This window comes from Amorphoplanes friuliensis DSM 7358 (genome assembly GCF_000494755.1).
GTDB lineage: Bacteria > Actinomycetota > Actinomycetes > Mycobacteriales > Micromonosporaceae > Actinoplanes > Actinoplanes friuliensis.
Map to the genome: position 1 here is coordinate 3,600,411 of NC_022657.1, position 21,963 is coordinate 3,622,373.

The 21,963-nt window shown below is 71.1% G+C and carries 17 protein-coding genes and 13 tRNA genes; 20 read left to right on the forward strand and 10 right to left on the reverse strand.

Annotation, left to right across the window (positions count from 1 at the left end; translation table 11 throughout):
* Positions 1 to 339: 339 nt before the first annotated feature.
* The 13 genes from AFR_RS16735 (at position 340) to AFR_RS16790 (ending at position 1,575) form a co-directional block, all read left to right on the forward strand.
* Positions 340 to 413, forward strand: a tRNA-Trp gene (locus tag AFR_RS16735).
* A 48-nt stretch (positions 414 to 461) separates the two neighbouring features.
* Positions 462 to 534 (forward strand) — tRNA-Pro (locus tag AFR_RS46105).
* Between the two features lie 5 nt (positions 535 to 539).
* A tRNA-Glu gene (locus AFR_RS16740) sits at positions 540 to 612 on the forward strand.
* A gap of 5 nt (positions 613 to 617) precedes the next feature.
* A tRNA-Gly gene (locus AFR_RS16745) sits at positions 618 to 692 on the forward strand.
* Between the two features lie 3 nt (positions 693 to 695).
* Positions 696 to 768, forward strand: a tRNA-Thr gene (locus tag AFR_RS16750).
* 13 nt (positions 769 to 781) lie between these two features.
* Positions 782 to 855, forward strand: a tRNA-Leu gene (locus AFR_RS16755).
* Positions 856 to 883: 28 nt separating this feature from the next.
* Positions 884 to 968, forward strand: a tRNA-Ser gene (locus AFR_RS16760).
* A 31-nt stretch (positions 969 to 999) separates the two neighbouring features.
* Positions 1,000 to 1,072 (forward strand) — tRNA-Arg (locus AFR_RS16765).
* A 115-nt stretch (positions 1,073 to 1,187) separates the two neighbouring features.
* Positions 1,188 to 1,260 (forward strand) — tRNA-Asn (locus tag AFR_RS16770).
* Positions 1,261 to 1,269: 9 nt separating this feature from the next.
* Positions 1,270 to 1,342: transfer RNA gene (locus AFR_RS16775), tRNA-Val, on the forward strand.
* A gap of 2 nt (positions 1,343 to 1,344) precedes the next feature.
* Positions 1,345 to 1,420 (forward strand) — tRNA-His (locus AFR_RS16780).
* 1 nt (position 1,421) lies between these two features.
* Positions 1,422 to 1,494: transfer RNA gene (locus AFR_RS16785), tRNA-Arg, on the forward strand.
* A gap of 7 nt (positions 1,495 to 1,501) precedes the next feature.
* A tRNA-Cys gene (locus tag AFR_RS16790) sits at positions 1,502 to 1,575 on the forward strand.
* A gap of 2 nt (positions 1,576 to 1,577) precedes the next feature.
* Here the strand turns inward: AFR_RS16790 and AFR_RS16795 are convergent.
* Together AFR_RS16795 and AFR_RS16800 are read right to left on the reverse strand one after the other, a co-directional pair.
* Positions 1,578 to 2,423: an ATP-grasp domain-containing protein gene (locus AFR_RS16795; protein ID WP_023361694.1), complete on the reverse strand. Its 846-nt coding sequence runs from the start codon at positions 2,421 to 2,423 to the stop codon at positions 1,578 to 1,580.
* The gene (locus tag AFR_RS16800) at positions 2,420 to 3,532 is read right to left on the reverse strand and encodes a citrate synthase 2 (protein WP_023361696.1); all 1,113 of its coding nucleotides are present in this window, start codon (positions 3,530 to 3,532) and stop codon (positions 2,420 to 2,422) included. The genes AFR_RS16795 and AFR_RS16800 overlap by 4 nt, the downstream gene beginning before the upstream one ends.
* A gap of 67 nt (positions 3,533 to 3,599) precedes the next feature.
* Between AFR_RS16800 and AFR_RS16805 the strand changes: the two genes are divergently transcribed.
* Complete coding sequence (locus AFR_RS16805; protein ID WP_023361698.1) at positions 3,600 to 4,781, forward strand: citrate synthase family protein; 1,182 nt, start codon at positions 3,600 to 3,602, stop codon at positions 4,779 to 4,781.
* Here the strand turns inward: AFR_RS16805 and AFR_RS16810 are convergent, their stop codons facing one another.
* The gene (locus tag AFR_RS16810; protein ID WP_023361700.1) at positions 4,782 to 5,432 is read right to left on the reverse strand and encodes a hypothetical protein; all 651 of its coding nucleotides are present in this window, start codon (positions 5,430 to 5,432) and stop codon (positions 4,782 to 4,784) included.
* Positions 5,433 to 5,572: 140 nt separating this feature from the next.
* Between AFR_RS16810 and AFR_RS16815 the strand changes: the two genes are divergently transcribed.
* From AFR_RS16815 to AFR_RS16825, 3 genes are all read left to right on the forward strand, one after another.
* The gene (locus AFR_RS16815; protein ID WP_023361702.1) at positions 5,573 to 6,745 is read left to right on the forward strand and encodes a cytochrome P450; all 1,173 of its coding nucleotides are present in this window, start codon (positions 5,573 to 5,575) and stop codon (positions 6,743 to 6,745) included.
* 99 nt (positions 6,746 to 6,844) lie between these two features.
* Positions 6,845 to 7,630 (forward strand): S1 family peptidase, encoded by a 786-nt coding sequence (locus AFR_RS16820; RefSeq protein ID WP_023361704.1) that lies wholly within the window; start codon positions 6,845 to 6,847, stop codon positions 7,628 to 7,630.
* Positions 7,631 to 7,705: 75 nt separating this feature from the next.
* Complete coding sequence (locus AFR_RS16825; RefSeq protein WP_023361706.1) at positions 7,706 to 8,839, forward strand: AI-2E family transporter; 1,134 nt, start codon at positions 7,706 to 7,708, stop codon at positions 8,837 to 8,839.
* Here the strand turns inward: AFR_RS16825 and AFR_RS16830 are convergent.
* Positions 8,822 to 9,568: an SAM-dependent methyltransferase gene (locus AFR_RS16830; RefSeq protein ID WP_041840922.1), complete on the reverse strand. Its 747-nt coding sequence runs from the start codon at positions 9,566 to 9,568 to the stop codon at positions 8,822 to 8,824. The two genes, AFR_RS16825 and AFR_RS16830, sit on opposite strands and share 18 nt — an antisense overlap.
* 206 nt (positions 9,569 to 9,774) lie before the next feature.
* Here AFR_RS16830 and AFR_RS16835 point away from each other — a divergent pair, with 206 nt between their 5' ends.
* The gene (locus AFR_RS16835; RefSeq protein ID WP_023361710.1) at positions 9,775 to 10,350 is read left to right on the forward strand and encodes an AAA family ATPase; all 576 of its coding nucleotides are present in this window, start codon (positions 9,775 to 9,777) and stop codon (positions 10,348 to 10,350) included.
* Here the strand turns inward: AFR_RS16835 and AFR_RS16840 are convergent.
* Positions 10,310 to 11,194 carry a DUF3500 domain-containing protein gene (locus AFR_RS16840; RefSeq protein WP_023361711.1) on the reverse strand — a complete coding sequence of 295 codons (885 nt, stop codon included), beginning with the start codon at positions 11,192 to 11,194 and terminating at the stop codon, positions 10,310 to 10,312. The genes AFR_RS16835 and AFR_RS16840 overlap by 41 nt on opposite strands.
* A gap of 42 nt (positions 11,195 to 11,236) precedes the next feature.
* Entirely contained in the window at positions 11,237 to 14,224 is a 2,988-nt protein-coding gene (locus tag AFR_RS16845; RefSeq protein WP_238547368.1) for a discoidin domain-containing protein, read from the reverse strand.
* Here AFR_RS16845 and AFR_RS47865 point away from each other — a divergent pair.
* Both AFR_RS47865 and AFR_RS45115 read left to right on the forward strand, forming a co-directional pair.
* A complete protein-coding gene (locus tag AFR_RS47865; RefSeq protein WP_238547440.1) occupies positions 14,139 to 14,366 on the forward strand; it encodes a hypothetical protein in 228 nt (75 codons plus the stop codon). The genes AFR_RS16845 and AFR_RS47865 overlap by 86 nt on opposite strands.
* Positions 14,367 to 14,543: 177 nt before the next feature.
* Positions 14,544 to 17,204 (forward strand): PEP/pyruvate-binding domain-containing protein, encoded by a 2,661-nt coding sequence (locus AFR_RS45115; RefSeq protein WP_023361715.1) that lies wholly within the window; start codon positions 14,544 to 14,546, stop codon positions 17,202 to 17,204.
* On the opposite strand, the gene AFR_RS16855 is transcribed toward AFR_RS45115, so the two are convergent.
* From AFR_RS16855 to AFR_RS16870, 4 genes are all read right to left on the reverse strand, one after another.
* Positions 17,171 to 18,067, reverse strand: a complete 897-nt coding sequence (locus AFR_RS16855; protein ID WP_023361717.1) for a DPP IV N-terminal domain-containing protein — start codon at positions 18,065 to 18,067, stop codon at positions 17,171 to 17,173. The genes AFR_RS45115 and AFR_RS16855 overlap by 34 nt on opposite strands.
* 578 nt (positions 18,068 to 18,645) lie before the next feature.
* Positions 18,646 to 19,851, reverse strand: a complete 1,206-nt coding sequence (locus tag AFR_RS16860; RefSeq protein ID WP_023361719.1) for an ABC transporter permease — start codon at positions 19,849 to 19,851, stop codon at positions 18,646 to 18,648.
* Positions 19,844 to 20,515, reverse strand: coding sequence for an ABC transporter ATP-binding protein (locus AFR_RS16865; RefSeq protein ID WP_023361721.1), 672 nt, complete (start codon positions 20,513 to 20,515; stop codon positions 19,844 to 19,846). The genes AFR_RS16860 and AFR_RS16865 overlap by 8 nt, the downstream gene beginning before the upstream one ends.
* Entirely contained in the window at positions 20,512 to 21,957 is a 1,446-nt protein-coding gene (locus AFR_RS16870) for a peptidoglycan-binding protein (RefSeq protein WP_023361723.1), read from the reverse strand. Before AFR_RS16870 ends, AFR_RS16865 begins: the two co-directional genes overlap by 4 nt.
* Positions 21,958 to 21,963: the final 6 nt, after the last annotated feature.

Sequence of the window (21,963 nt, forward strand, 5' to 3'; positions counted from 1 at the left end):
GCCATTCTTTGTCACTGCGAAAATAGGCGCGGTAAATACCTTGCCCGGGGTTGAGCGCGGCCGTACTGTTGTCCTTGTCGCCAAGACCTACCGGAGTAAGACCGATCAGACAAGGAGCACCCGATGAACACGCAGTCGTGGACCAGCTCGCAGCGAGGTTCGCTGTGTGGTTCCGAGCTGTGTGGTTCTGAGCTGTGTGGCTCCGTCGAGGTGCGACCGCACAGTCGCGAGCGTAATCGGCTCCACCTGGCAGGACGGCACGACTGACGCGGCAGACCAGCCGCCTCGGCGCCGCCGTCCCCACCGGGAACGGCGGCTTTCTTTTTGTCTACACCTCTTATGGGCGTAGCTCAATCCGGTAGAGCAACGGTCTCCAAAGCCGTGTGTTGCGGGTTCGATTCCTGCCGCCCATGCAATGGTCTTTGACAATTCCACAGCGAATGACACATGCAATTTTTCAGCCGGAGCGAGGGAGCTGGGTAACCCGCCTGCTTCGGGAGCAGGACACGCCGGGTTCGATCCCCGGGCTCCGGACCGATGGGCCGTTGGAGTAGTGGTCAACTCGCCTGGTTCTCAACCAGGAGACCGCCGGTTCGACCCCGGCACGGCCTGCGCATGCGGTTGTAGCTCAGTCAGGTCAGAGCGCGACGTTGCCAACGTCGAGGTCCCGGGTTCGAATCCCGGCAGCCGCTCACGCCAGTGCAGCACGACAGGTCGTGCACCGGTTTCGTAATCCGGAGGCAGGCGGTTCGAGTCCGCCCGCTGGCTCGCAGAGCAACAAGCCCGGGTAGCCCAACGGCAGGAGGCGGCTGGCCCAGAACCAGCACAGTGCGCGTTCGAATCGCGCTCCGGGTACGAGCGTCCCCCGTACGGGACGCCGGGAGGAAGGGTGGCTGAGAGGCCCAAGGCGCTCCCTTGCTAAGGGAGAGACGCGCAAGCGTCCGCGGGTTCGAATCCCGCCTCTTCCGCACCACCCCGCCGGCACGCGGCGGGTGCAGGGCCCCGATGGCGCAGCGGAGAGCGCGCCTGATTACGGATCAGGAGGTCGCAGGTTCGAATCCTGCTCGGGGCACGAACAGGTATCACCAGGGAGGAGCCAGCCGACAGTTGGCGACGGCCGCGGTCCCGAAAACCGTTGGGGCATCTGCCCGTAGGCGTTCGACCCGCCTCTCCTCCGCGCACCTCATTCCGGCGTCGCCCAACGGCAGGGCAGCGCACTGTTACTGCGTACAGGTGAAGGTTCGAATCCTTCCGCCGGAGCGGCAACAAGCCCGTGTAGCTCAACTGGAAGAGCGCCGGTCCTACAAACCGGATGCCGGGGGTTCAACTCCCTCCGCGGGCACGGTGATCATGGTGTACCGGTGTGCACACCAGGTTGTGGTCCTGGAAGGCGTGGGTTCGACTCCCCGTGATCACCCCAGGCCCTCGTAGCTCAGCGGACAGAGCGCCAGGTTCCGAACCTGGTCGTCGCTGGTTCGATTCCAGCCGAGGGCACGACCCTGCCCGAATGCCCGAGTGGCCAGGGGTCCGCCTGCAAAGCGGTTCACGCCGGTTCGAATCCGGCTTCGGGCTCCATGTCATTCGCTGTGGACGGCTGCTGCGATCAGTTCCCCGGGGCTGGTCGTGGTGGGGCGGTCGCTGACCTGGGCGTCGCCGAGCTCGATGACCCGCCAGCGGCCGTCGTCGCGCTGGGCGAGGTCGACCGTGACGAAGGGCAGGCCCAGAGCGGTGACCAGGGGAGTGACCTCGTGCAGGTCGGCCGGCGGAACGGTGTCCGGGGTGTCCGGGTGAGCGGTGACCAGACGGCAGACTCCGTCGACCCACCACGTCCGCGCTTCCGCGCCGCCGGTGAAGGTCTCGAAGCGGCGCAGCACAAAACCGCCCGTGAAGTCGTCGCCGCGCAGCTCCCGGAAGCGGCTCGCCACCCTCCAAGCCGCCTCCCGATCGCTGATGTCCGGGATGTACGCGGCCTCGTGCCAGTAGTGCTTCATCGACTTGGTGTAGTCCCGCAGGACCGCCGCGCCACTCCTCAGGGTGTCGCAGGCGTGCTCGAACGCGTCCCGGTCGTCACCGGTCGTCCAGGCCGACTCCGGCGTGACCGCGGCGAGTGCGTCGTACCAGCCGGGGAGCTCGTGCGCCCGGCGGTACTGGTCGGCGCTGGTGCGCAGCACGACGTCGCGCGCGGCCAGGGCCGAGGCCAGGGCGGCGTACTGCGGCGAGTGCAGCATCCAGCCCCGGTAGACCGCGGTCCCGCCGGAGGGCACCCGGGCGACCGCGGCGGCCGGGTCGTCGCCGCGGGCGAGAGCGTCGTGGTCGATCACGGCGACGTCCAGGCCGGACTCGCGGGCCGCCGCCGCCTCGGGGGCGAAGTGCTCGTCCGGGCGGCGGGGGCGCAGGGCGTCGGCGGGTACCAGCAGGATCATGCCCCCATCGTCACAGAGAGCCGGTCCCAGCCGGGCAGCGACTCCGGGGAGCGGCCGGCCGGTCCGACATAGTCGGCGGACGGCCGGATGATCTTCCCGAGGCGTTTCTGCTCGATGATGTGCGCGCTCCAGCCCGCCGTCCGCGCGCAGGTGAACAGCGGTGTGAAGAGCTCCGCCGGCACGCCGGCGAAGTCGAGGACGACCGCCGCCCAGAACTCCACGTTGGTCTCCAGCACCCGGTCCGGTTTGCGTTCGCGCAGCTCGGCCAGGGCGGCGTTCTCCAGGGCGAGCGCCACCTCGTACCGGGGAGCGCCGAGCTCCCGGGCCGCGGCCCGCAGGATGCGCGCGCGAGGGTCCTCGGCCCGGTAGACGGGATGGCCGAAGCCCATCAGCCGCCGGCCGCTGTCGAGCACCTGCTTGACGTAGGCGCGGGCGTCGCCACCGCGCTCGACGGCCTCGACCATGCCGAGCGCCCGGGCGGGTGCGCCGCCGTGCAGCGGACCGGACAGGGACGCGACCGCGGCGGACAGGCAGGCGGCCACGTCGGTGCCCGTGCTGGCCACGACCCGGCCGGTGAAGGTCGACGCGTTCATGCCGTGCTCGGCGGCGCAGACCCAGTAGCGGTCGATCGCCTCGACGTGACGCGGGTCCGGGTCACCCTGCCAGCGGATCATGAACCGCTCGGTGGCGGTGCGGCCCTCGTCGACCCGGCGCTGCGGCACGGCCGGCCGGCCCACGCCGCGCGCGGCCTGGGCGACAAAAGACAGGACCATGACCGAGGTACGCGCAAGGTCCTCGCGCGCCTGCGCCTCGTCGATGTCGATCAGCGGCCGCAGCCCCCAGTAGGGCGTCAGCATCGCCGTCGCCGCCTGCACGTCGACCCGGATGTCGCCGGAGTGCACGGGCACGGCGAACGGCTCGGCGGCCGGCAGCGCCCGGCGGAAGTCGCCGTCGACCAGCAGGCCCCACACGTCGGCGAAACTCGCCCGGCCGATCAGGGTCTCGATGTTGATCCCGCGGTAGCGCAGGGAGCCGCCGGAGCGGTCCGGCTCGGCGATCTGGGTGTCGAAGGCGACCACGTCGGCGAGCCCGGGTTTCACAGTCAGCATGCCTCCAATGTCGGGCGCAGTCATCCACCTGTCAACATTGATCCAGTCAACATGAGAAGATGACCACATGACCTCCGAACGCCTGCTCACCACAGACGAGGTCGCCCGCCGGCTCGGCGTCAAGAAGGCCACCGTGTACGCGTATGTCAGCCGGGGACTGCTGGCCAGCCGGCGCAACGCGGACGGCAAGGAGAGCCTCTTCGCCGAGCCCGACGTGGCGGCGTTCGCGGCCGGACGCCGTCGTCAGGGTCCCGTCGCGGAGATCCACACCGGACTGACGCTGATCACCGGCGACGAGCTGTTCTACCGCGGGCGGCGCGCCCGCGACCTGGCCGCCGAGGCGTCCTACGAGTCCGTCGCGACGCTGCTCTGGACCGGACACCTGGAGCACGTACCACTCGTGCCCACCGCCGGGGTGCTGGCCCTCGCCGAGGCCGTCTCCGCGCCGTTGCCGCCGGACACCCGCCCGGCCGACCGGCTGCGAGTCGTCGTCGCCGCGGCCGGCTCGGCGGACCGGATGCGCTTCGACACGACACCCGCCGCGGTCGTCACCACCGCCCGCACCCTGCTCGGGACGATGGTCGCGGCCCTGCCCGAACGCTCCGCCGTGTCCGGGACGGGCCTCGCGGAGGTTCTGTGGTCACGGCTCAGCGACCGTGCGCCTGCGCCGGCGGCGGCGGCCGGGCTCAACGCCGCTCTGGTGCTGCTGGCCGACCACGACCTCGCCGCCTCGACCTTCGCCGCCCGGGTCGCCGCCTCCACCCGGGCGCACCCGTACGCCGTGGTCGGCGCCGGACTGGCCGCTCTGGACGGTCCGCTGCACGGGGCGGCGAGCACCCTGGCGTACGCCCTGGTGTCGGAGGCTGTGCGGACCGGGGACGTGGTCGGCGCGATCTCGGACCGGCTCCGCGCCGACGGCTGGGTGCCCGGCTTCGGGCACCTGCTCTACCCCGGCGGCGACCCCCGGGCGACCGCGCTGCTCGATCGCCTCCCCGCGGACGGGCCGTCCCGGGAAGTGCTGGACGCCCTGGTCACGGCCATGGCCGACCACTCCGGCACCGCGCCGAACATCGACTTCGCCCTGGCCGCCTTCGCGCTGCTGCACGGCCTGGGCGCCGACGCCGGAGAAGTCATCTTCGCGGTCGCCCGGACCGCCGGCTGGATCGCCCACGCTCTCGAGGAGTACGCCGACCAGCCGAGCCGCTTCCGCCCCAGCGGCCGTTACGCCGGCCGCACACCCCAGGCCTGATTACTGCTGGTGCCGGTCCTGCTGAGAGGCCCACGGGTCGATCGCCGGGATGCTGCCCGTGTGCGGCGGCGGCTCGGGGCCCCGGGGTGCGGGCACGACCGGCTGCGGCAGGTAGACGACCACCGGCGGTGGCGGCATGTCCCTGATGAGCTGCGCGTTGATGAAGAACCGGTTGGACGGCGGCAGCACCAGCAGCACCAGGGCGCCCAGGATCCCGAGCGTGATCAGCACGTCCAGACCGGCGACCGTGATCCCGTACGCCGTGGGCAGGATGTCACCGAGAGTGCCGTCTCCCGTCGTCCGGGAAGCGCCGTCGGGCCGATCGGCCAGAGTGGCAAAACCGCCGCAGAAGAAGAAGAGACCGCCGAGGACGAGCGTCACGACGCGGGCGTTGCGCCGGCCGTGGCCGTTGAGGATGGCCAGGATGCTGAGCCCGGCGGCGAAGAAGATGTCGAGGGTCGCGCCGAAGATGCTCCCGAAACCCGAGCCGGTCTCGCCGGTCCAGGTGTCGCGGTAGACGCTCAGGCCGGTGTTGACGAACAGCAGCTCGATCACCGCGCCCACCAGGGCGAGCGCGGCCACGCCGAACAGCAGGGCGGACGACACCCGCAGGGTGGTCGGCCGCTCCATCGGCGGCGGAGCCGGGTACATGGCAGACAAGCTGGACCTTTCGCTACCTCGATGGTCGAGCACGGACGAGCATAAGCCCCCTGGGCCAGCGATCCGCACCCGTGCGCCGGGCGGGCACGTGGTGCTGCCCCATCCGGCGGTCCGGCCGCTACCGTGCGGGGATGGAGGTCGACTTCGCTGATCCCGGGTTCGTGCGGGACCCGTACCCGGTGCTCGGTCTGCTCCGGGAGCAAGCGCCGGTGAGCCGGCACGAACCGACCGGCCGGTGGCTGGCGGCGAGTCACGCCGCGGCGAACGCGGTGCTGCGCGACCGGCGGCTGGGCCGGTTCTGGCAGGACCGGGAGCCGGCCGAGGTCTACGAGCCGTTCAACCTGCTGCACCGCCACCAGATGATGGAGAACGAGCCGCCGGTGCACACCCGCCTGCGGTCGCTGGTCGCCAAGGCCTTCGTCCGCGGTCACGTCGAGCGGCTGCGCCCGGCCGTCGCCGCCGAGGCCGGCGCGCTGCTGCGGGCCGCCGGGCCGGAGTTCGACCTGCTCGCCGACGTCGCCGAGCCGCTCGCCGTCACGGTCATCGCCGAGCTGCTCGGAGTGCCCGTGGCCGACCGGCACCGGCTGCGCCCCTGGTCGGCCGCGATCGTGCGGATGTACGAGGTGACGCGGACCCCCGAGGTGGAGGCGGCCGCGCTGACCGCCGCAGCCGAGTTCGCCGATTACCTGCGCGACCTGGCCGACCGCCGCCGGGCCGAACCGCGCGACGACCTCGTCAGCCACCTGGTGACGGTCCGCGACGGCACCGACAAGCTCTCTGCCGACGAGCTCGTCGCCTCGGCGATCCTGCTGCTCAACGCCGGTCACGAGGCCTCGGTCAACGCCCTCGGCGGGGGTGTGGTGGCCCTGCTGCGGCACCCGGACCAGCTCGCCCGGCTCCGCGCCGACCGCGGCCTGATCCCCGCCGCGGGGGAGGAGATGATCCGCTACGACCCGCCGCTGCACATGTTCGTCCGGATCGCCGCCGCCGACGTGCAGGTCGAAGGGGTGACGATCCCGGCCGGTGCCGAGGTCGCCGCGCTGCTCGGCGCGGCCAACCGCGACCCGGCCGTCTTCGCCGAACCGGACACGTTCGACGTCGGCCGGGACCCCAACCCGCACCTGGGCTTCGGTGCCGGCCTGCACTTCTGCCTCGGAGCTCCGCTGGCCCGCATCGAGCTGCAGGCCGGTCTGGCCGCGCTGCTCGACCTGCCCGCCCTGGCCCTCGCCGCGGAGCCGGTGCAGCGGCCGACCTTCGTGTTGCGCGCTTACACCGCCGTCCGGCTCACAACGAGGCAGACCTGATCCGCTGATTTGCGGCCCTTGCGCCGACATGGATCAATGTCCGGTGGACATCGCGGCCGCCGGTGCGGCCGTGCCGACCACCGCAGAGGAGCTCCGAGCGTGCGACGCAGCACCAAGACCAAGCTGGCTGCCGGTCTACTCATCCCGGTCGTGGCCGCTGTCACGGCCTACGCCTTCACCGGCACGGCGAACGCGATCGCCAACGGCGAACCCGTCCCCGACGGGAAGTACAGCTTCTCCGTCAAGCTCACCATGACCGGCATCCCCACGGCGACCGGTGGCAAGCGCAACAGCGCCTGCTCGGGCGCCCTGATCGCCCCACAATGGGTGATCACCGCGGGGCACTGCTTCCGGGACGCCGACGGTGTCCGCGTCGAGCGGCCCGTGGCCGACCTGACCACCGCGACGGTCGGGCGTACCGACCTGACCGGCACCGGCGGCCGCGAGGTCAAGGTCGTCGCCGTGCGCCAGTCGACGACCGCCGACGTGTCGCTGGCCAAACTCGACACCCCGATCCGAACCGTCCGCCCGATCCGCCTCAGCAACCGGGCGCCCGAGATCGGCGCTGTCGTCCGGCTGACCGGCTACGGGTCGACCCAGAGCGCCAACCCGGTGCCGGAGACGCGGCTGCGCACCGGCCAGATGAGCGTCGTCTCCCTGGCCGACTCCGTCACGGGCCTCACCGGTCACGCCCCGGAGCCGGACACGACACCGTGCCCGTACGACTCGGGTGGCCCCTTCTTCCTGGAGGGCAAGCGCGGCCCGGCGCTCGTGGCGGTCGTGAGCAACGGCCCGTCGTGCCCGCACGGCAGCGTCGAGAACGCAGCGCGTGTCGACAACATCACCCCCTGGATCTACAAGGCGATGCGGGACGGTCGCAAGTGACCTGAGGCCGGTGTGCCGGCGTACGTGGGCGGTTCGCGCTGCGGACGTGGTGGGGTGATCCCTAAGGTGATCCCCATGTCCGCCTCCTTGAGCTCCAGGAAAACGCAAGCCGCACTGCGTACGTCGGCACGCATCTCCGCGCAGTCGCTGCTCGTCCTGCTGATGGCGTGGGTGGCCCTGTGGATTCTCGGCCGGACCTGGTCGGTGATCTGGCCGCTGGTCATCGCGCTGCTGCTGACCACGCTGACCTGGCCGGTGGCCCGTTTCCTGCGCCGCCACGGCTGGCACCCCGCCCTCGCCGCCTCGACGGTGACGGTCGGTTTCCTGCTCGTCGCGGCGGGCATCATCGTGCTGATCGCCGTTCCGGTCGCCTCGCAGTCCGGTCAGCTCGTCACCGGTGTCATCGACGGCATCCAGCAGGTCCGCGAATGGGCGTCCGGCCCGCCGCTCAACATCGGCGACGACCAGGTGACCCAGGCATTCGACACGGGGATCCAGCGGGTGCAGGACAGCGTCGGCAGCATCATCACGGTCACCCTGACCGGTGTCGGCACCGTGGTCAACGGCGTCGTCACCACCGTGCTGGCGCTCTTCCTGATGTTCTTCTTCCTCAAGGACGGCCCGCGTTTCCTGCCGTGGCTGACCCGTCAGCTCCCCGGCCGCCTCGCCGTCGACATCCCGATCGTGACCTCGCGCGGCTGGGACACCCTGGGCGCGTTCGTCCGCTCCCAGGCGTTCGTCGGCCTGCTCGACGCGGTGTTCATCGGCGTCGGCCTGTGGATCGTCGGCGTCCCGCTCGTCCTCCCGCTCGCCGTCCTGACCTTCGTCACGGCGTTCATCCCGATCGTCGGCGCGCTCTTCGCCGGCTTCGTCGCGGTCCTGATCGCCCTCGTCTCGAACGGCCCGACGGACGCCCTGATCGTGCTGGGCATCATCGTCGCGGTCCAGCAGCTCGAGGGAAACGTCTTCCAGCCCATGATCCAGAGCCGCGGCCTCGGCCTGCACGCGGCGGTCGTCCTGCTGGCGGTCACCCTCGGCGGTGGCCTGGCCGGCATCGTGGGCAGCCTGCTCGCCGTCCCGGTCGCCGCGCTGATCGCGGTCGTCTGGAACTACATCCGCGAACAGCTCAGCGACCCGGCCCCGCCCGAGGAGGTCGTCCCCGACACCGACCCCGACCCGTCCGATCCCGCCTCACCCCAGGCGGCGTAGCACCAGCGTCACGAAGCCCAGGACACCGCGGTACCCGCGAAGCCACTGCTCGCGGTGCTCCTGGGCGACGGCGAGCGCGTCCGCGGCGTCGGGATGGCCCGGGTTGTCCAGCGCCCACTCCGTGAGCGACCCCGTCCACGACCACTCGTAGTCGTCCCACTCGGCGAGGTCACTGACATGGGCGTAAACGGGCGCCCACCCCGCGCGGGCCGCGACGTCGGCGAGCCCGGCCAGGTCGGTGTAGTCGTCCGCCTTGGCGTCGAGCGCCTCCAGGGCCGCCGCCGTCGGCGGCACCGACCAGAAACACTCACCGACCAGCAGAACGCCGTGCGGGTTGACGTGCTGCCCGGCCAGCTCCAGCGTCTCGGCGAACCCCCCGAACGCATGCGTCGACCCGACACACAACACCAGGTCGTAATCGCCGTCGGCCACATAGGTCCGCGCGTCCCGCTCGTGCACCGTCAGCCGGTCGGCCAGCCCCCGCTCCCCGGCGGCGGCCTGCGCCCGTTCCAAGCCGTACGGGTCCAGGTCCACACCATCCGCATGCCCGTCCGGAAAATGCGTGAGCGCCTGCAACACCCAAGCGCCCTCCCCGCACCCGAGGTCAAGAATCCGCGCGGACGGCTCCCGCCCGGTCCTCCGCAACAACCGATTGACATTCACCCCGAAAACCGGCGCCGCAATCGGATGATGCGTATGCGCGATGCTGCTCAACCGTCGACGATCCATCCGCCCAGCGTAGGACCACCCGCGCGGCCTGCGCGTAGTCTGTCGGGGCAGGTCGCTGATCGGCGGGCAGAAGCAGCCCGGCCACGGTCGTGACCCCCGCCGCCGCGTTCTTCGCGAGCGAAGCGGGCCGACTCACCACTTCTTCGTCGCGGCCCCGGCCGTCGGTTTGTCGTGCCCGGGCCGGATCCGGACCACAGGAGGAAATCATGCTCAGGTACATCGTGTCCGGGGCGCCGGGGGCTGGAAAGACCGTGTTGGTGAGGGCCCTGCGCAAGCTCGGATATGCCGTTGTCGACGAGGCGGCGACCGATGTCATCGCGTGGGGGCAGGCGGGTGGGGACGACGAGCCGTGGCGGGGTGCCGGGTTTGTCGATGCGGTGGCGCGGGTGCAGCGGGAGCGGCAGCAGCAGGCGACCGGTGTGGTTCAGGTGTTCGATCGGTCGCCGATCTGCACGCTGGCGCTGGCGCGGTACAGCGATCGGCCGGTGACCGCCGGGCTGGCGGCCGAGGTCGAGCGGGTGGTCGCGCAGGGGATCTATCAGCGGCGGGTGTTCTTCGTACGGCTGCTGGGGTTCATCACGCCGACGGCGGCGCGGCGGATCGGGCTGGCGGACTCGGTCAGGTTCGAGAGGTTTCACGAGGAGGCGTACCGGGAGTACGGGTTCGAGCTGGTGGACGTTCCCGCCGGGACGCTGGAAGCGCGCGTCGAGCTGGTCGACGGGTACCTGCGCGCCGAGTCCCTCAAGGAGGGGAGCGGTCGCGGTAGACCGTGCGGTAGCTGATCTTGTCGCGGAGGATCTTGCCGTCCTGGCAGACAAATTCGACCCACACGCGTGGGCCGTCGATGCGGACGTAGTCGGCGTGGTTCGTCAGCCCCGGTGTGCCGGACCAGCCGATGAAGGTTCCGTCCAGCTCGGCCGCGTAGGTGCTCAGGAGCCTCTCGCCGGCCACCCACGGCTGGACCGCGGCGAGGACCAGTTTCTGCTGCTCCGCGGAGAGGGCACTCACCGCGAGCCCTTGTTTGGTCCGCGGGAACGGCCCGGCCAGCACATCCGAGTACGTCTTCCGGAGCTTGGCCTTCGCCTGCTGCGCCCCGCTCAGGCTGCCGGTCATCGCCAGCACTGCCTTCCTCATGTCGTCGAGGGGCGCGTGGGTCTCGCCGTCGGCACTGGTCCACTTGGCCGGCTCGGACGCCACGAAGAACGGCGAGGCGCCGGCGACCGCACCGGCCCGGTACGTCCGGGTGACGGCCAGGAGGCGCCCGCGGAAGTGCAGCTCCCAGGAACCGGCCGCGGTGGGCGTACCGAGAAATGTCAGTGAGTAGGAACCGCTTCCACCCGGGAGTTGGTCGGCGGCCTGGAGGATCTGGGTGACGCGGTCGAAGCCGGTGCCAAGGGCCGTTCTCAGGACCGACTTCGCGGCGGCGAGTTCCTCGGTGTCGAGGTCGCCGAGCTTGATCCCGAGGGGCACCTTCGTCTTTTCCGTGGCGTCCAGCGTGGCCAGGAACACTTCGGACGCCTCGACGATTGCGGACATCGGATCCGCGGGCCTGTCCTCACCACAGGCGGCCGCGCCGGTCAGGATGATGCCGGCGACGGCCGCTCGCAGCCATCGTGGGTTGATCATGCAGTGAGCGTAACGGGAGTTATGTCCGCCTATGGCGGTTTCTCAACGGCCGATCACCCCGACCTCCGCGGCCGACGTCCACGGGTTGCCGGCCACTTCGGACAGGGCGCGGAGGCGGAGGTAGCGGGCGGTCCGGGCGCTGAAGCAGGCGTTCTGCTCGTTCACGGTGTCGAGCCAGGTGCCGGTGGCGGCGGCCGTTCCCCAGTTGGTGCCGTCGGTCGACGTGTGGACCTCGAAGGTGGCGATCCGGCCGCGAGGGCTGTTCTGGCGGGGGCGGTAGTAGACGCAGCTGACCGAGCCCGCACGGCCCAGATCGAGCTGGATCTCGTGGGGGTGGGGCGGGCTGGCGGCCTGCCACTGCGTGTGCCAGTAGGTCGCATTGTTGCCGTCCAGCGCGTTCACGCCGCGGCCGTCCTCGCCGGCTGTCTCCTGGCTGTCGACGGAACGGACCTTCATCGTCACCCGGGGGACGCGCGGGGCGACACCCACGTTCAGCTCGGCGGCCGAGGCCCAGGCACGGCCGCCCACTTCCGAGAGCGAGCGGAGACGCACGTACCGGCCGGTCTTCCCGGCGAAGGTGACCGTCTGCTCGGCGGTGGTGCTGGGCCACGTGCCGGTGGCGACCGGGGTGCCCCACGTCGTGCCGTCCGTCGAAACCGAGATCTCGAAGCGGGCGATGCGGCCGTTCGCGCTGTTCTGGCGGGGCAGGTAGTACAGGTTGGTGACGCTGTAGGTGGCGCCGAGATCCAGCTGGATCTGATGCGGGTGCGGCGGATCGGCGGCCTGCCACTGGGTGTGCCACATCGTCGCCGGGTTGCCGTCCAGCACGTTCAGACCGCGTCCGTCCTGCCCGGCGGTCTCCTGACTGTCCACCGACCGTACGCGCATCTGCGACTGCGTCACGCGCTGGCGTACAAAGGTGGCGGTGTAGGTCTTGGGGGTCGAAGGAGCGACGATGACGTGGGTCTGCGCGCCCCCGTCGGACCAGGCGGCGTAGATCTGCGGTGTGCCCGCGGCGCTCTGCGGCGTGACACCGCTGACCGAGTTCTCCGAGCCCTGGATGACCGTGCGCGTGAACGGCGTGGCCTGCGCGGTGCTGCCGACCGCGACCATCATCCCGGACGGGTTGCTGGTGAACGTCAGGTCGACGGTGCGCGGGTCGATGCGGCGGGTGGTCGTCGACGACAGGCCACCGGAGTCGGTCGCGGTCAGCACGAGCTCCAGATAGGACGGATATTCGTGGTCGGGCGCAGGGAACGACGCGCCGGCCACACCGTTCCACTCCTGCGCGGTGTGGATGTGGCAGCTGTCCAGGGTGAAGCAGTGGTGCTGCAGCAGCCGCCAGCGCAGCGCGGATGCAGGCAGGTCACCGAGCTCCGGGTCGGTGGCGTGACCGGTGAAGGTGAGGTTCTGGCCGACGGCGAACGTGGTGCCCGCCTCCGGGGTGTCGATGACGGCCTCCGGCGGAGTGTTGCCGGCCTGGATCGCCACGGTCTGCGTGTCGGCCACGTCCAGCGTGTCGATCACCCGCAGGCGTGCGGTGTAGGGCCCACCCGGGGGATAGGTGAAGGTCGCGGTCGCCGTCCGGGCGTCCACGGTGCCGTCGTCGGTGAAGTCCCACTCGTACCGCAGCAGGCCCTCGTCGGCGGGATCCGGGTCGTCGGAGGCGGTGGCGTCGAACGACACCGTCAGCGGGCCGGGGCCGGTCGTCGGGGCCGCGACGAGCACGGCGTTCGGCGGCTGGTTGCCCGCGAAGTACCGCACGCGGCGGATCGTGCCACCGGCGTCGACGTAGTACAGGTCGCCGCCCGGCCCGATCGCCAGATCCACGGGGTTGGCGGCCGAGGCGGCGAAGGTGATCCTGTTCGCCGCGACGGGCACACCGCCCGGGGAGGCCGGGCGCATCGCCCAGATGCAGTCGCGGGTGTAGTCCGAGAAGAACACCGCACCCTGGTACGCGGCCGGATAGTCACCGCCCGAAGTGGGGTAGAACGCCATGCCGGAGGTGCTCGACCCACCCGTCGGGCAGGTCTCGCCGCTCACCACCTTCTCGGTGTGCTGGTACGTGTAGAACGGCGCCGTCTGCCCGCCTGCGCTGTAGAGGTTCTCGCACATGTCGAGGTTCGCGCCGTCGTACCCGCCCTGACGCCCGGTGCCCTCGAAACAGGGCCAGCCGAAGTTGGCGACCCCGGCCGTCGGGTTGCTCAGGCGGTTGATCTCCTCCCAGGTGTTCCAGCCGACGTCACCGATCCAGACCTCGTTCGTACCCGGCCGCATCGCGAACCTGTACGGGTTCCGCAGGCCGCTCGCGACGATCCGCCGCGTGTTCAGGTCGGCCGACCCGATGGCGGGGTTGCCGGCGGCCGCCGCACCGGTGAGGGGATCGAGGCGCAGGATCGTCCCGTCGAGGCCGGCCGGGTCGCCCGTCGTGCGCACGTCCTGGGACCGCAACGCGCCACCCTGGGCCGCCGGCGGTGTCATCGTGCCGCCGGGCGGGTCGGCGCACGGGTTGATCGGGGTGCCGAGCTGGCCGTAGTCGGCGACGTTGAAGCTGGCGCCGTCACCGGCGCTGGCGTAGAGCATGCCGTCACCGCCGAAGTGCAGGTCACCGATCGAGTGCGACGAGAACTGCTGACACCAGTCCTGCACCAGCACTTGCTCGGGCCCGGTCATGACGTTGCCGGCGGCCTGCAGGCGCGACAACCGGCCGGTGACGATGCACCGGCCACCATTCGTGCCGCCGACCGAGGTGCAGTTGTCGTTCCAGACCGGCGCCGTTTGTCCCGGTGGCGCATCGTACGTATAGAGCACATAAACGTACGGTCGGACAGGAAAGTCGGGCGGTAGGGCCAGTCCGAGAAGTCCTCGATCATTTTGGTTGTGCACATTGGCGGAAAGATCGGCAAAAAGCGTCGGTGTCGGATCCGCGATAGAGTCGAATACCTTGATCCGTCCCGCTTTCTCCGCGACGAAGACCCGCCCGTCGGGCGCAAATTCGACGTTTATCGGCTGGTCAAGGCCGGTGAGCACGATCTGCTCGCGAAATCCGGAAGGCAATACGGCGGCGGCCGCGGGCGTGGCGGATTCGATCACGAAAAACGAGGCTGCGATCAAGGCGGCCGCGGCGAACGCGGACAGGCTGCGCCGATATGACACGGTCACCCTCCCCTAAAGGCGATTGTCATTGGCGCGAATAGAAACACGCCGGCAATGTTTACGGGGAGCATTTCAGGGGTGTGAACGACCAGCGTTTCTTCCGACTTCTCGGGTCCAATCAGGCATTGCCGTCGTGGCGCCGGCCGGATAGTGTGGGTTACATTGCAGTCGTATTGCAACGAGGAGGGGTCCGATGCAGGTGCTCGCACTGGCCGACGTGACGGCTGTCACCGCCCTCCCCGGAGGCGTGACCGGCCTCACCGGGGGCGTCGTCGGTCTCGTCGGGGGTAAGGCGGCCGGTCTCGGCGCGTTGATCGAGCAGGGCTTCCGGGTGCCACCGGGCTTCTGCGTGACCACGGAGGCGTACCGGAAGGGTGTCCTGCCGGAGGCGGAGATCCTGGCCGCGTACGGGAAGCTCGGCGGCGGGCCGGTCGCGGTCCGCTCGAGCGCGACCACCGAGGACCAGCCGGACGCCAGCTTTGCCGGGCAGCACGACACGATCCTCGACGTCACCGGCCCCGGCGCCCTGCTCGCCGCGATCACCCGCTGCTGGGAGTCGCTGCACAGCCCTCGCGCCACCGCCTACCGCAAAGCCCACGACCTTCAGACCGACACGGTACGCATGGCAGTCGTCGTCCAGCGCATGATCGACGCCTCGGTCGCCGGCGTCCTCTTCACGGCGAACCCGCTGACCGGCAGCCGCACGGAGATGGTCGTCGACGCCGCCCCGGGCCCGGGCAGCGCGGTCGTCGACGGAACGGTGCAGGCCGACCACTACGTCCTCGGTGCGTCCGCCACCCCGGCCGGTGGATGCCTGTCACCCGAGCAGCTGGCCGAGCTGCAGGCCGTGGGGGAGCGCCTGCCGGGCGAGGTCGACGTGGAGTGGGCCTTCGACCGCTCGGGGACGTTGTGGCTGCTGCAGTCGCGGCCGATCACCACGCTGTTCCCGCTGCCGCCGGCGACACCTGATCTGCGCGTGTACTTCGAGTTCGGGCACGTGCAGGGCATGCTCCAGCCGGTCACGCCCCTCGGCCTGTCGACCCTGTCCGACCGGATCGCGGCGATGCTCGCGGCCCTGGGTGTCCGCGCGGAGATCGTCGACATCGGCGGCCGCCTCTACGGCGACCTGACCGACCTGGCCCGCCACCCCGCGACCCGCAAACGCCTGATCAAGCTCATGGCCGTCGACTTCGGGCCGCGCGCCCAGGCGGCGATGGAATGGGTCCTTCAGGATCCTCGCTTCGCCCCGGACGCTGCGGCCGCCCGGCCGGGTGCCACGATGCCGTCGCTCGCCACCGCGGCTCGCGGCGTGAGCGGGGTGGTGGGTGCCCTGGCCCGGCCGGAGAAGGCGCGCCGCCGCCTGCTCCAAGCCGTCGAGAACCTCCGCCTCGCCTCGGCGCCGCCCGACCACCTACAACCCTTGCCTGCTGCTTCGGGCGCCGACGGTCTGCTGCCGGCGGTGTCCGGTACCCGCGAGTTGCCGCCGGCGGTTCCCGGTGATCGGGGTCTGTCGCCGGCGGTGTCCGATGCTCGCGGTCTGTCGCCGGCGGTTTCTGGTGCTCGCGGGCTGGCGGCGGCGGTTTCCGGTGCTCGCGGGCTGGCGGCGGCGGTGCCCGGTGGTTTGGAGGTGGCTGCGGAACGGTTGCGGTTCGTGCGGCGGCAGGATGCGCCGGATGGTGCCGATGCCATCACCTGGACGATCGTGGCCGGGATGCTTGCCGCCGCCGCGCCGGAGCAGCTCCTCAAGGGTCTCGCCGGACCGGACGAGATCCACGCCGTCCTGGCGGGGATGCCGCACAACGTCACCATCGAGATGGACCTCGCGCTGTGGAGGCTCTCACAGCAGGTCGGCGAGCACCGCGACCTCGTGCTCACCACGCCCCCCACCGAGCTCGCCGAGCGCTTTCTGGCCGGAACACTCCCGGAGATCGGCCTCACCGCCTTCCTCACCCGGTACGGCCACCGTGGCGCCGCCGAGGTGGACCTGGGCGTGCCGCGCTGGGACGAGAACCCGGCACCGGTCCTCGCGATGATCGCCAACTACCTCCGGGTGCAGGATCCGGAGCAGGCACCGGATGTCCGCTTCGCCCGCGCCGCCACCACCGCCGAAGCAACCCTCGACGACCTGGTTGCCCGGGCCCGCCGCCGCCGACCGGTACGCGGACGCCTCACCGGCTTCCTCCTGCGCCGCGCCCGAGCACTGGCCGGCCTCCGTGAGTCCGGCAAGTTCGCGGGCCTCTACTCCCTCCGCGAGATGCGCCGCCAGCTCCTCCTCATCGGCGCCGACCTCGCCACCGCCGGCCGCCTCGCCGACCGGGACGACATCGTGTTCGCAACCCTGGGCGAGGTCCACGCCGCCGTCCACGACAACCTCGACCTCCGCGCCGTCATCACGACCCGCAAAGCGGTGCACCAGCGCGAACTGCGCCGCCGCACGGTCCCCGTCGCCCTGCTATCCGACGGCACCGACATCGAGTCCCTGCTCACCGCCGGCCCGGCACCCGACGACGCTCTGCGAGGCGTAGGTGCGTCAGCCGGGCGGGCGACCGGCCGAGCGCGGGTCGTGCTCGACCCGGCCACCGCTCACCTGGAACCCGGGGACATCCTCGTCACGAGCACCACAGACCCCGGCTGGACACCGCTGTTCCTCACAGCGGCCGGTCTGGTGACCGAAACCGGCGCCATCATGGCGCACGGCCCCACCGTCGCCCGCGAATACGGCATCCCCGCGGTCATCTGCGTACCCGCCGCCACCACCCGCATCACCGACGGCCAGCTGATCACCGTCGACGGCGCGGCCGGCACGGTGACAACGGCCGATCAGAGCCCGAACCAGTCGGTGGCCTCGTCGTAGGTGTCCTTGACCGGCGTCAGCCGCGAACCGTCCACCGCCGCCGTGAAGACGCGCCGCACCCAGGGCTGATCCGGGTCCGGGAAGCTCTCGGTCGCGGTGAAGGCGACGCTGCGGCCGTCAGGTGAGAACACCGGTGACCCGACCGAGTGCATCATCGCCGGCCACGCGGCGGCCACCGGTGTGCCACCAGCGGCGGGAACGACGAAGAACGTCGACTCGCCCGCATAGACCAGGAACCGCCCGTCCGGCGACCAGTCCGGCGCCGACCACGCAGCCAGCCCGTCACTGGTCACCTGCCGAACCTGCCGCGTCCCCAGATCAATGACCTGCAGGTTGCCGTCCTTGACAAAGGCGACGCTCCGCCCACTGGGCGCAAAGGTCCCGGGCCCACTGAACGAAACGATCTGCTCGTTCCCGGAACCATCCGCACGAACCAGATTGAGCCCCCGCTCCCCGGGCGTGTGCCAGGAGTAGACGATCAGCGCCCCGTCAGGCGACCAGTCAGGATCGGAAACACCGCCCTGCGCCTCAGGATTGTGCACAAGAAGTCGCTCTCCGGTGCCGGCCACCGACGATGTCAGCAGGTCGGCCGCCCCGAAACAACCCTCGACGTCGGGATGACAAGGATCGACATCCCGTCCGTAGGCCACACTCGCCCGCCGCGACACAGCGGCGTCGAACCCATCACCCACCTCGGCGATCACGCGGCCGCTGCGAACGTCGACCGCATGTGTCGCCCCACCACCGGACAGCAGAAGCACACCGGTCGGCCGTGCAGCGGCTTGAGCCGGAGCGGCCTGGACGGCGGTGACCAGTGCGAAGCCGGCGACAATGGACAGAGTGCGGCTCAATTTGTTTGCCATGAACGTTCCCCCCGTTGACGACCAGCCGACGCTAGCATCGGACCCCGTCAATTTCTGCCCCGCTCCGGGCCGGTGTCACCGGCCCAAAACCTTCGCCCTCTGAGGCCGCCCAGCTCGCGGTCCAGGACCGTCTCAATCTCAGCGACGTGCCGGCCTGTACCGGCTCAGTCTCGGCTTCGTGTGGGCCTGGACCGTCTCAATCTCAGCGCCGTGCGTGCCTGGACCGGCCCATCCGAGTGGGCTGCGGCACTTGGCCGGTTTGATCTCAGCGGCCTGCCGGCCCGGACCGGCTCGATCGGGGCCCCTGCGGACGGTGGAGGCTCCAACTTCCTTGGATTTGGGCGCTCGCGGATCGTGGACGCCCCCGACTTCGTTGAAGTTGGGGTCTTCGTGGGCCATGAGGCCTCGACTTCCTTGGGCTTGGGCGCTCGCGGGTCGCGGACGCCCCAATTTCGTTGAAGTTGGGGTCTGCGTGGGCCACAAGCCCTCAACTTCTTTGGACCTGGGCCCTCGCGGGGTCGCGGACGCCCCGACTTCGTTGAAGTTGGGGTCTCCGTGGGCTCCGGCTTCCTTGAAATTCAGCGGCGCAGGGCCTCGACCGGCTCGATCTTGGCGGCGCGGATGGCGGGGAAGAGCCCGGCGGCGACCCCGACCAGCGTTCCCGCCGCGGGCGAGGGCAGCACCGTCCAGGGTTGGAGCACCGCCGTCCAGTCCTGGATCAGAGCGACCACCACGACCACGACCACGCCGAGGCTCGTGCCGACCAGACCGCCGAGTGTGCCGAGGGCGGCGGATTCGGCCAGGAAGTGGGCTGCGATGTGGCGGCGGCGGGCGCCCAGGGAGCGGCGGAGGCCGATTTCGCCGGTGCGTTCCAGGACGGCGACGAAGGTGGTGTTGGCGATGCTCACGCCGCCGATGATCAGGGTGATGGCGGCCAGGACGACAAAGAGGACGTTGAGGTCGGAGGTGACGCTGCCCCGGAGGGACTGGGGGTCCGGTGGGGCGATCGCCCGGAAGCGGTCCGGGGCGTCCGGGCGCAGGGCGAGCGGTGCCTGCTGCGCGACGACGCGGGCCGCGCCCAGGCGGGTTTCGACGATCATTTTGGCCGGTTGGTCGACGGGTGGCCCGTACGCGGTCAGCGCCGTCGACGACGGCAGGATGACGCCGAGCAGGAGTTCGGGCTGGCGTTCCAGCTCGGAGATGATGCCGATGACGGTGTACGGGGACCCGTTGATGAACACCGCCGGGTATGCGTCGAGCCGTGTGATGCCGAGGCGGTTCGCCGCGCCGATCCCGAGCACCGCAACGCGTTCGCGGCGGCTGACGTGGAAGGCGTCGAACGTGCGGCCGGTGGTGATCACGGGGTGCAGCGTGGCGAGGGCGTCCGGTTCGGCGGCGTAGAGGGCCAGGCCGCTGCTCTCGCCGCTCACCTCGGGGACGCCGCTGATGGTGGCTTTGCGCAGGGGGAGAGGCCAGAGGACACCGCCGCGGACCACGCCGTTGATCTGGCGGATGCGGCTGCCGGCGTCGGCGGGGAAGCTCATCTCGTGGCTGACCTGGTCGGCGCCGACGTCCTCGACCGTCACCTCGGTGGCGGCCAGGGCGGTGAAGCGGCGGTCGATCTGGCCGCCCGCGGTGGTGGTGAGGCCGAGGATGGCGACCATCGCGCCGATGCCGAGCACGGTGCCGAGCATCGTCAGGGTCGAGCGGCCCGGGCGTTGGAGGATGCCGGAGACGGCCTCGCCCACCAGGTCTCTGAGCGACAGCCGGGAACGCTCATCCATGCAGCACCCCGTCGCGGATGGTGATGCGGCGCGGGCTGCGGGCGGCGACCTCCGCGTCGTGGGTGATCACGATGACCGTGAAGCCGGCGGCGTGCACCTCGTCGAGCAGGGCGAGGACCGTTGCGGCTGTCTCGCTGTCGAGGTTGCCGGTGGGCTCGTCGCAGAGCAGCAGGCTGGGCTGGTTGGCGAGGGCGCGGGCGATGGCGACCCGCTGCCGTTCACCACCGGACAGCATGGTCGGCAGGGCTTCGGCCCGGTGCGCGAGCCCGACGCGGTCCAGCACGGCGAGTGCGGTCTGCCGGCGTTCCGGGCCCGGGGGTCCGGTGTAGAGCTGCGCCAGGGCGACGTTCTCGACCGCGCTGCGATAGGGGAGCAGGTGGAACGACTGGAAGACGAAGCCGACGCGGCGGCCCCGCACGGCCGAGCGGTCCGACTCGCGGAGGCTGCCGACGTTGATGCCGTCGAGCTCGTAACATCCGCTCGACGGCCGGTCGAGCAGCCCGACGAGGTTGAGGAACGTCGACTTGCCCGAGCCGGACGGGCCGACGACCGCCACGTACTCACCGCGTTCGATGGTGAGGTCGGCCGCGTGCAGGGCGTGGACCGGCGGCGGGCCGGGGTACGTCTTGGCGACGGCGTCGAAGCGGACGACCGGCGCGGTCATCGGCCGACCACCACGCGGTCACCGGCGGCGAGGGTGGCGTCGGCGGCCGGGGTCACCGCGATGAATCCGTCCCCGGACACGCCCGGTTCGACGCTGACGCGTACCAGGTCGCCTGAAGGTCGGGACACGCTGACGGTGGTGGTGCCGTCGGCGGAGGCGCTCACCGCGGAGACCGGCACGACCAGGACCTTGCCGCTGGTCTGCGCCGCGGTCACGGTGAGCCGGACGTCGAGATTGTTCCACTGGTTGCCGAGCGCCTTTTTGGTCGTCACCGTGACGGGGACGTAGGGGAGGCCCGCCGCCTGACCTTCCTCGCCGTCGCCGCCGGACCGGTCGGTGGTCAGCTTGCCGACCGTGCCGACCACACCGGTGGCCTTCTCCCGCAGGGTCTCGGAGAGGATCTCGACCGGCATCCCGGGCCGCAGCAGCGATGCCTGCTCCGGCTGGAGCTTGGCGGTGACGGTGAGCCGGCCCGTGGCGAAGGTGATCAGCGGGGCCTCTACGGGGTCGCCGACCTTGCGGCCGACCGCGACCACGGTGGCCGGGAACGTCGTCAGGAACGCCGCCTCGGCCAGCGGCACCATCGGACCGGTGCGTGCGACCAGGTCCCTGCGGTCCTGCTCGGCGCGGGCCAAGGTGCGCTTGGCCGCCTTGAGCTGGTCCTTGAGGGTCGGCTCGCCAGGGGCGGACGGCGGCGGGGTCGCCGCGGCCAGCCGGGCCTTCAGCGAGGTGACGGCCGAGCGGGCCGCGCCGACCGCATCGTCCGCGGCCCGCAAGGGCTCGCGGTCCTCCTGGCCGCCGGGCCCGCCCGTGTCGGGCACCTCGTACCCGATGTCGGCGTAGAGGCGGCGGACCGCGGCCTTGGTCGACGGCCCGAACCAGCCGCGGCGATCACCCGAGTCGTAGTGGCCGAGCCGACGCAGCGCCGACTGCAACTGCGCGATGTCGTCACCCTCGTCGCCCGGCTTCAGGTCGCGGTAAGCCGGGATGGCACCCGGCAGGATCATCAGGGGCCGGCCCGAGACGGTCAGCACGACGTCACCAGGCTTGATCTTGGCGCCCACCCTGGTACGGACGGCGGTCACGACGGTGACCTCGGCACCCTGCGCACTCGCCGGGGTGACCTCGACCTGCCTGTCCGCACCGACCTCGCCGCGGGTCACCACCGTCGACGCCAGCAGCCGTTCCTCCACGGTGGCGGTGAGCACGCTCGGAGCCGGCGGCAGCGCCGAGGCGCGCTGCTGCTCGGGCGACTGCACGAACGACGCCCCGATGAGCCCGCCGAGCGACAACAGCGTCGCCCCGCCGGCCATGAGCAACGCCCACCGCCGCCGGCCGTTCCGCCGGACGGGACCGTCCTCCCGGGGCGCCGGCGCCGGAGCGGCAGCCGGCTCCTCGAGAATCTGCTCCCCGTCGGGCCTGTCCCAGGCGAACCCGAACATCACTAC

Coding starts and splice junctions, on each gene's coding strand:
- AFR_RS16795 (WP_023361694.1), bottom strand. CDS start 2,423: ATGATCCTGCTGGTACCCGCCGACGCCCTGCGCCCCCGCCGCCCGGAC.
- AFR_RS16800 (WP_023361696.1), bottom strand. CDS start 3,532: ATGCTGACTGTGAAACCCGGGCTCGCCGACGTGGTCGCCTTCGACACC.
- AFR_RS16805 (WP_023361698.1), top strand. CDS start 3,600: ATGACCTCCGAACGCCTGCTCACCACAGACGAGGTCGCCCGCCGGCTC.
- AFR_RS16810 (WP_023361700.1), bottom strand. CDS start 5,432: ATGTACCCGGCTCCGCCGCCGATGGAGCGGCCGACCACCCTGCGGGTG.
- AFR_RS16815 (WP_023361702.1), top strand. CDS start 5,573: ATGGAGGTCGACTTCGCTGATCCCGGGTTCGTGCGGGACCCGTACCCG.
- AFR_RS16825 (WP_023361706.1), top strand. CDS start 7,706: ATGTCCGCCTCCTTGAGCTCCAGGAAAACGCAAGCCGCACTGCGTACG.
- AFR_RS16830 (WP_041840922.1), bottom strand. CDS start 9,568: ATGGATCGTCGACGGTTGAGCAGCATCGCGCATACGCATCATCCGATT.
- AFR_RS16835 (WP_023361710.1), top strand. CDS start 9,775: ATGCTCAGGTACATCGTGTCCGGGGCGCCGGGGGCTGGAAAGACCGTG.
- AFR_RS16840 (WP_023361711.1), bottom strand. CDS start 11,194: ATGATCAACCCACGATGGCTGCGAGCGGCCGTCGCCGGCATCATCCTG.
- AFR_RS45115 (WP_023361715.1), top strand. CDS start 14,544: ATGCAGGTGCTCGCACTGGCCGACGTGACGGCTGTCACCGCCCTCCCC.
- AFR_RS16855 (WP_023361717.1), bottom strand. CDS start 18,067: ATGGCAAACAAATTGAGCCGCACTCTGTCCATTGTCGCCGGCTTCGCA.
- AFR_RS16860 (WP_023361719.1), bottom strand. CDS start 19,851: ATGGATGAGCGTTCCCGGCTGTCGCTCAGAGACCTGGTGGGCGAGGCC.
- AFR_RS16865 (WP_023361721.1), bottom strand. CDS start 20,515: ATGACCGCGCCGGTCGTCCGCTTCGACGCCGTCGCCAAGACGTACCCC.
- AFR_RS16870 (WP_023361723.1), bottom strand. CDS start 21,957: ATGTTCGGGTTCGCCTGGGACAGGCCCGACGGGGAGCAGATTCTCGAG.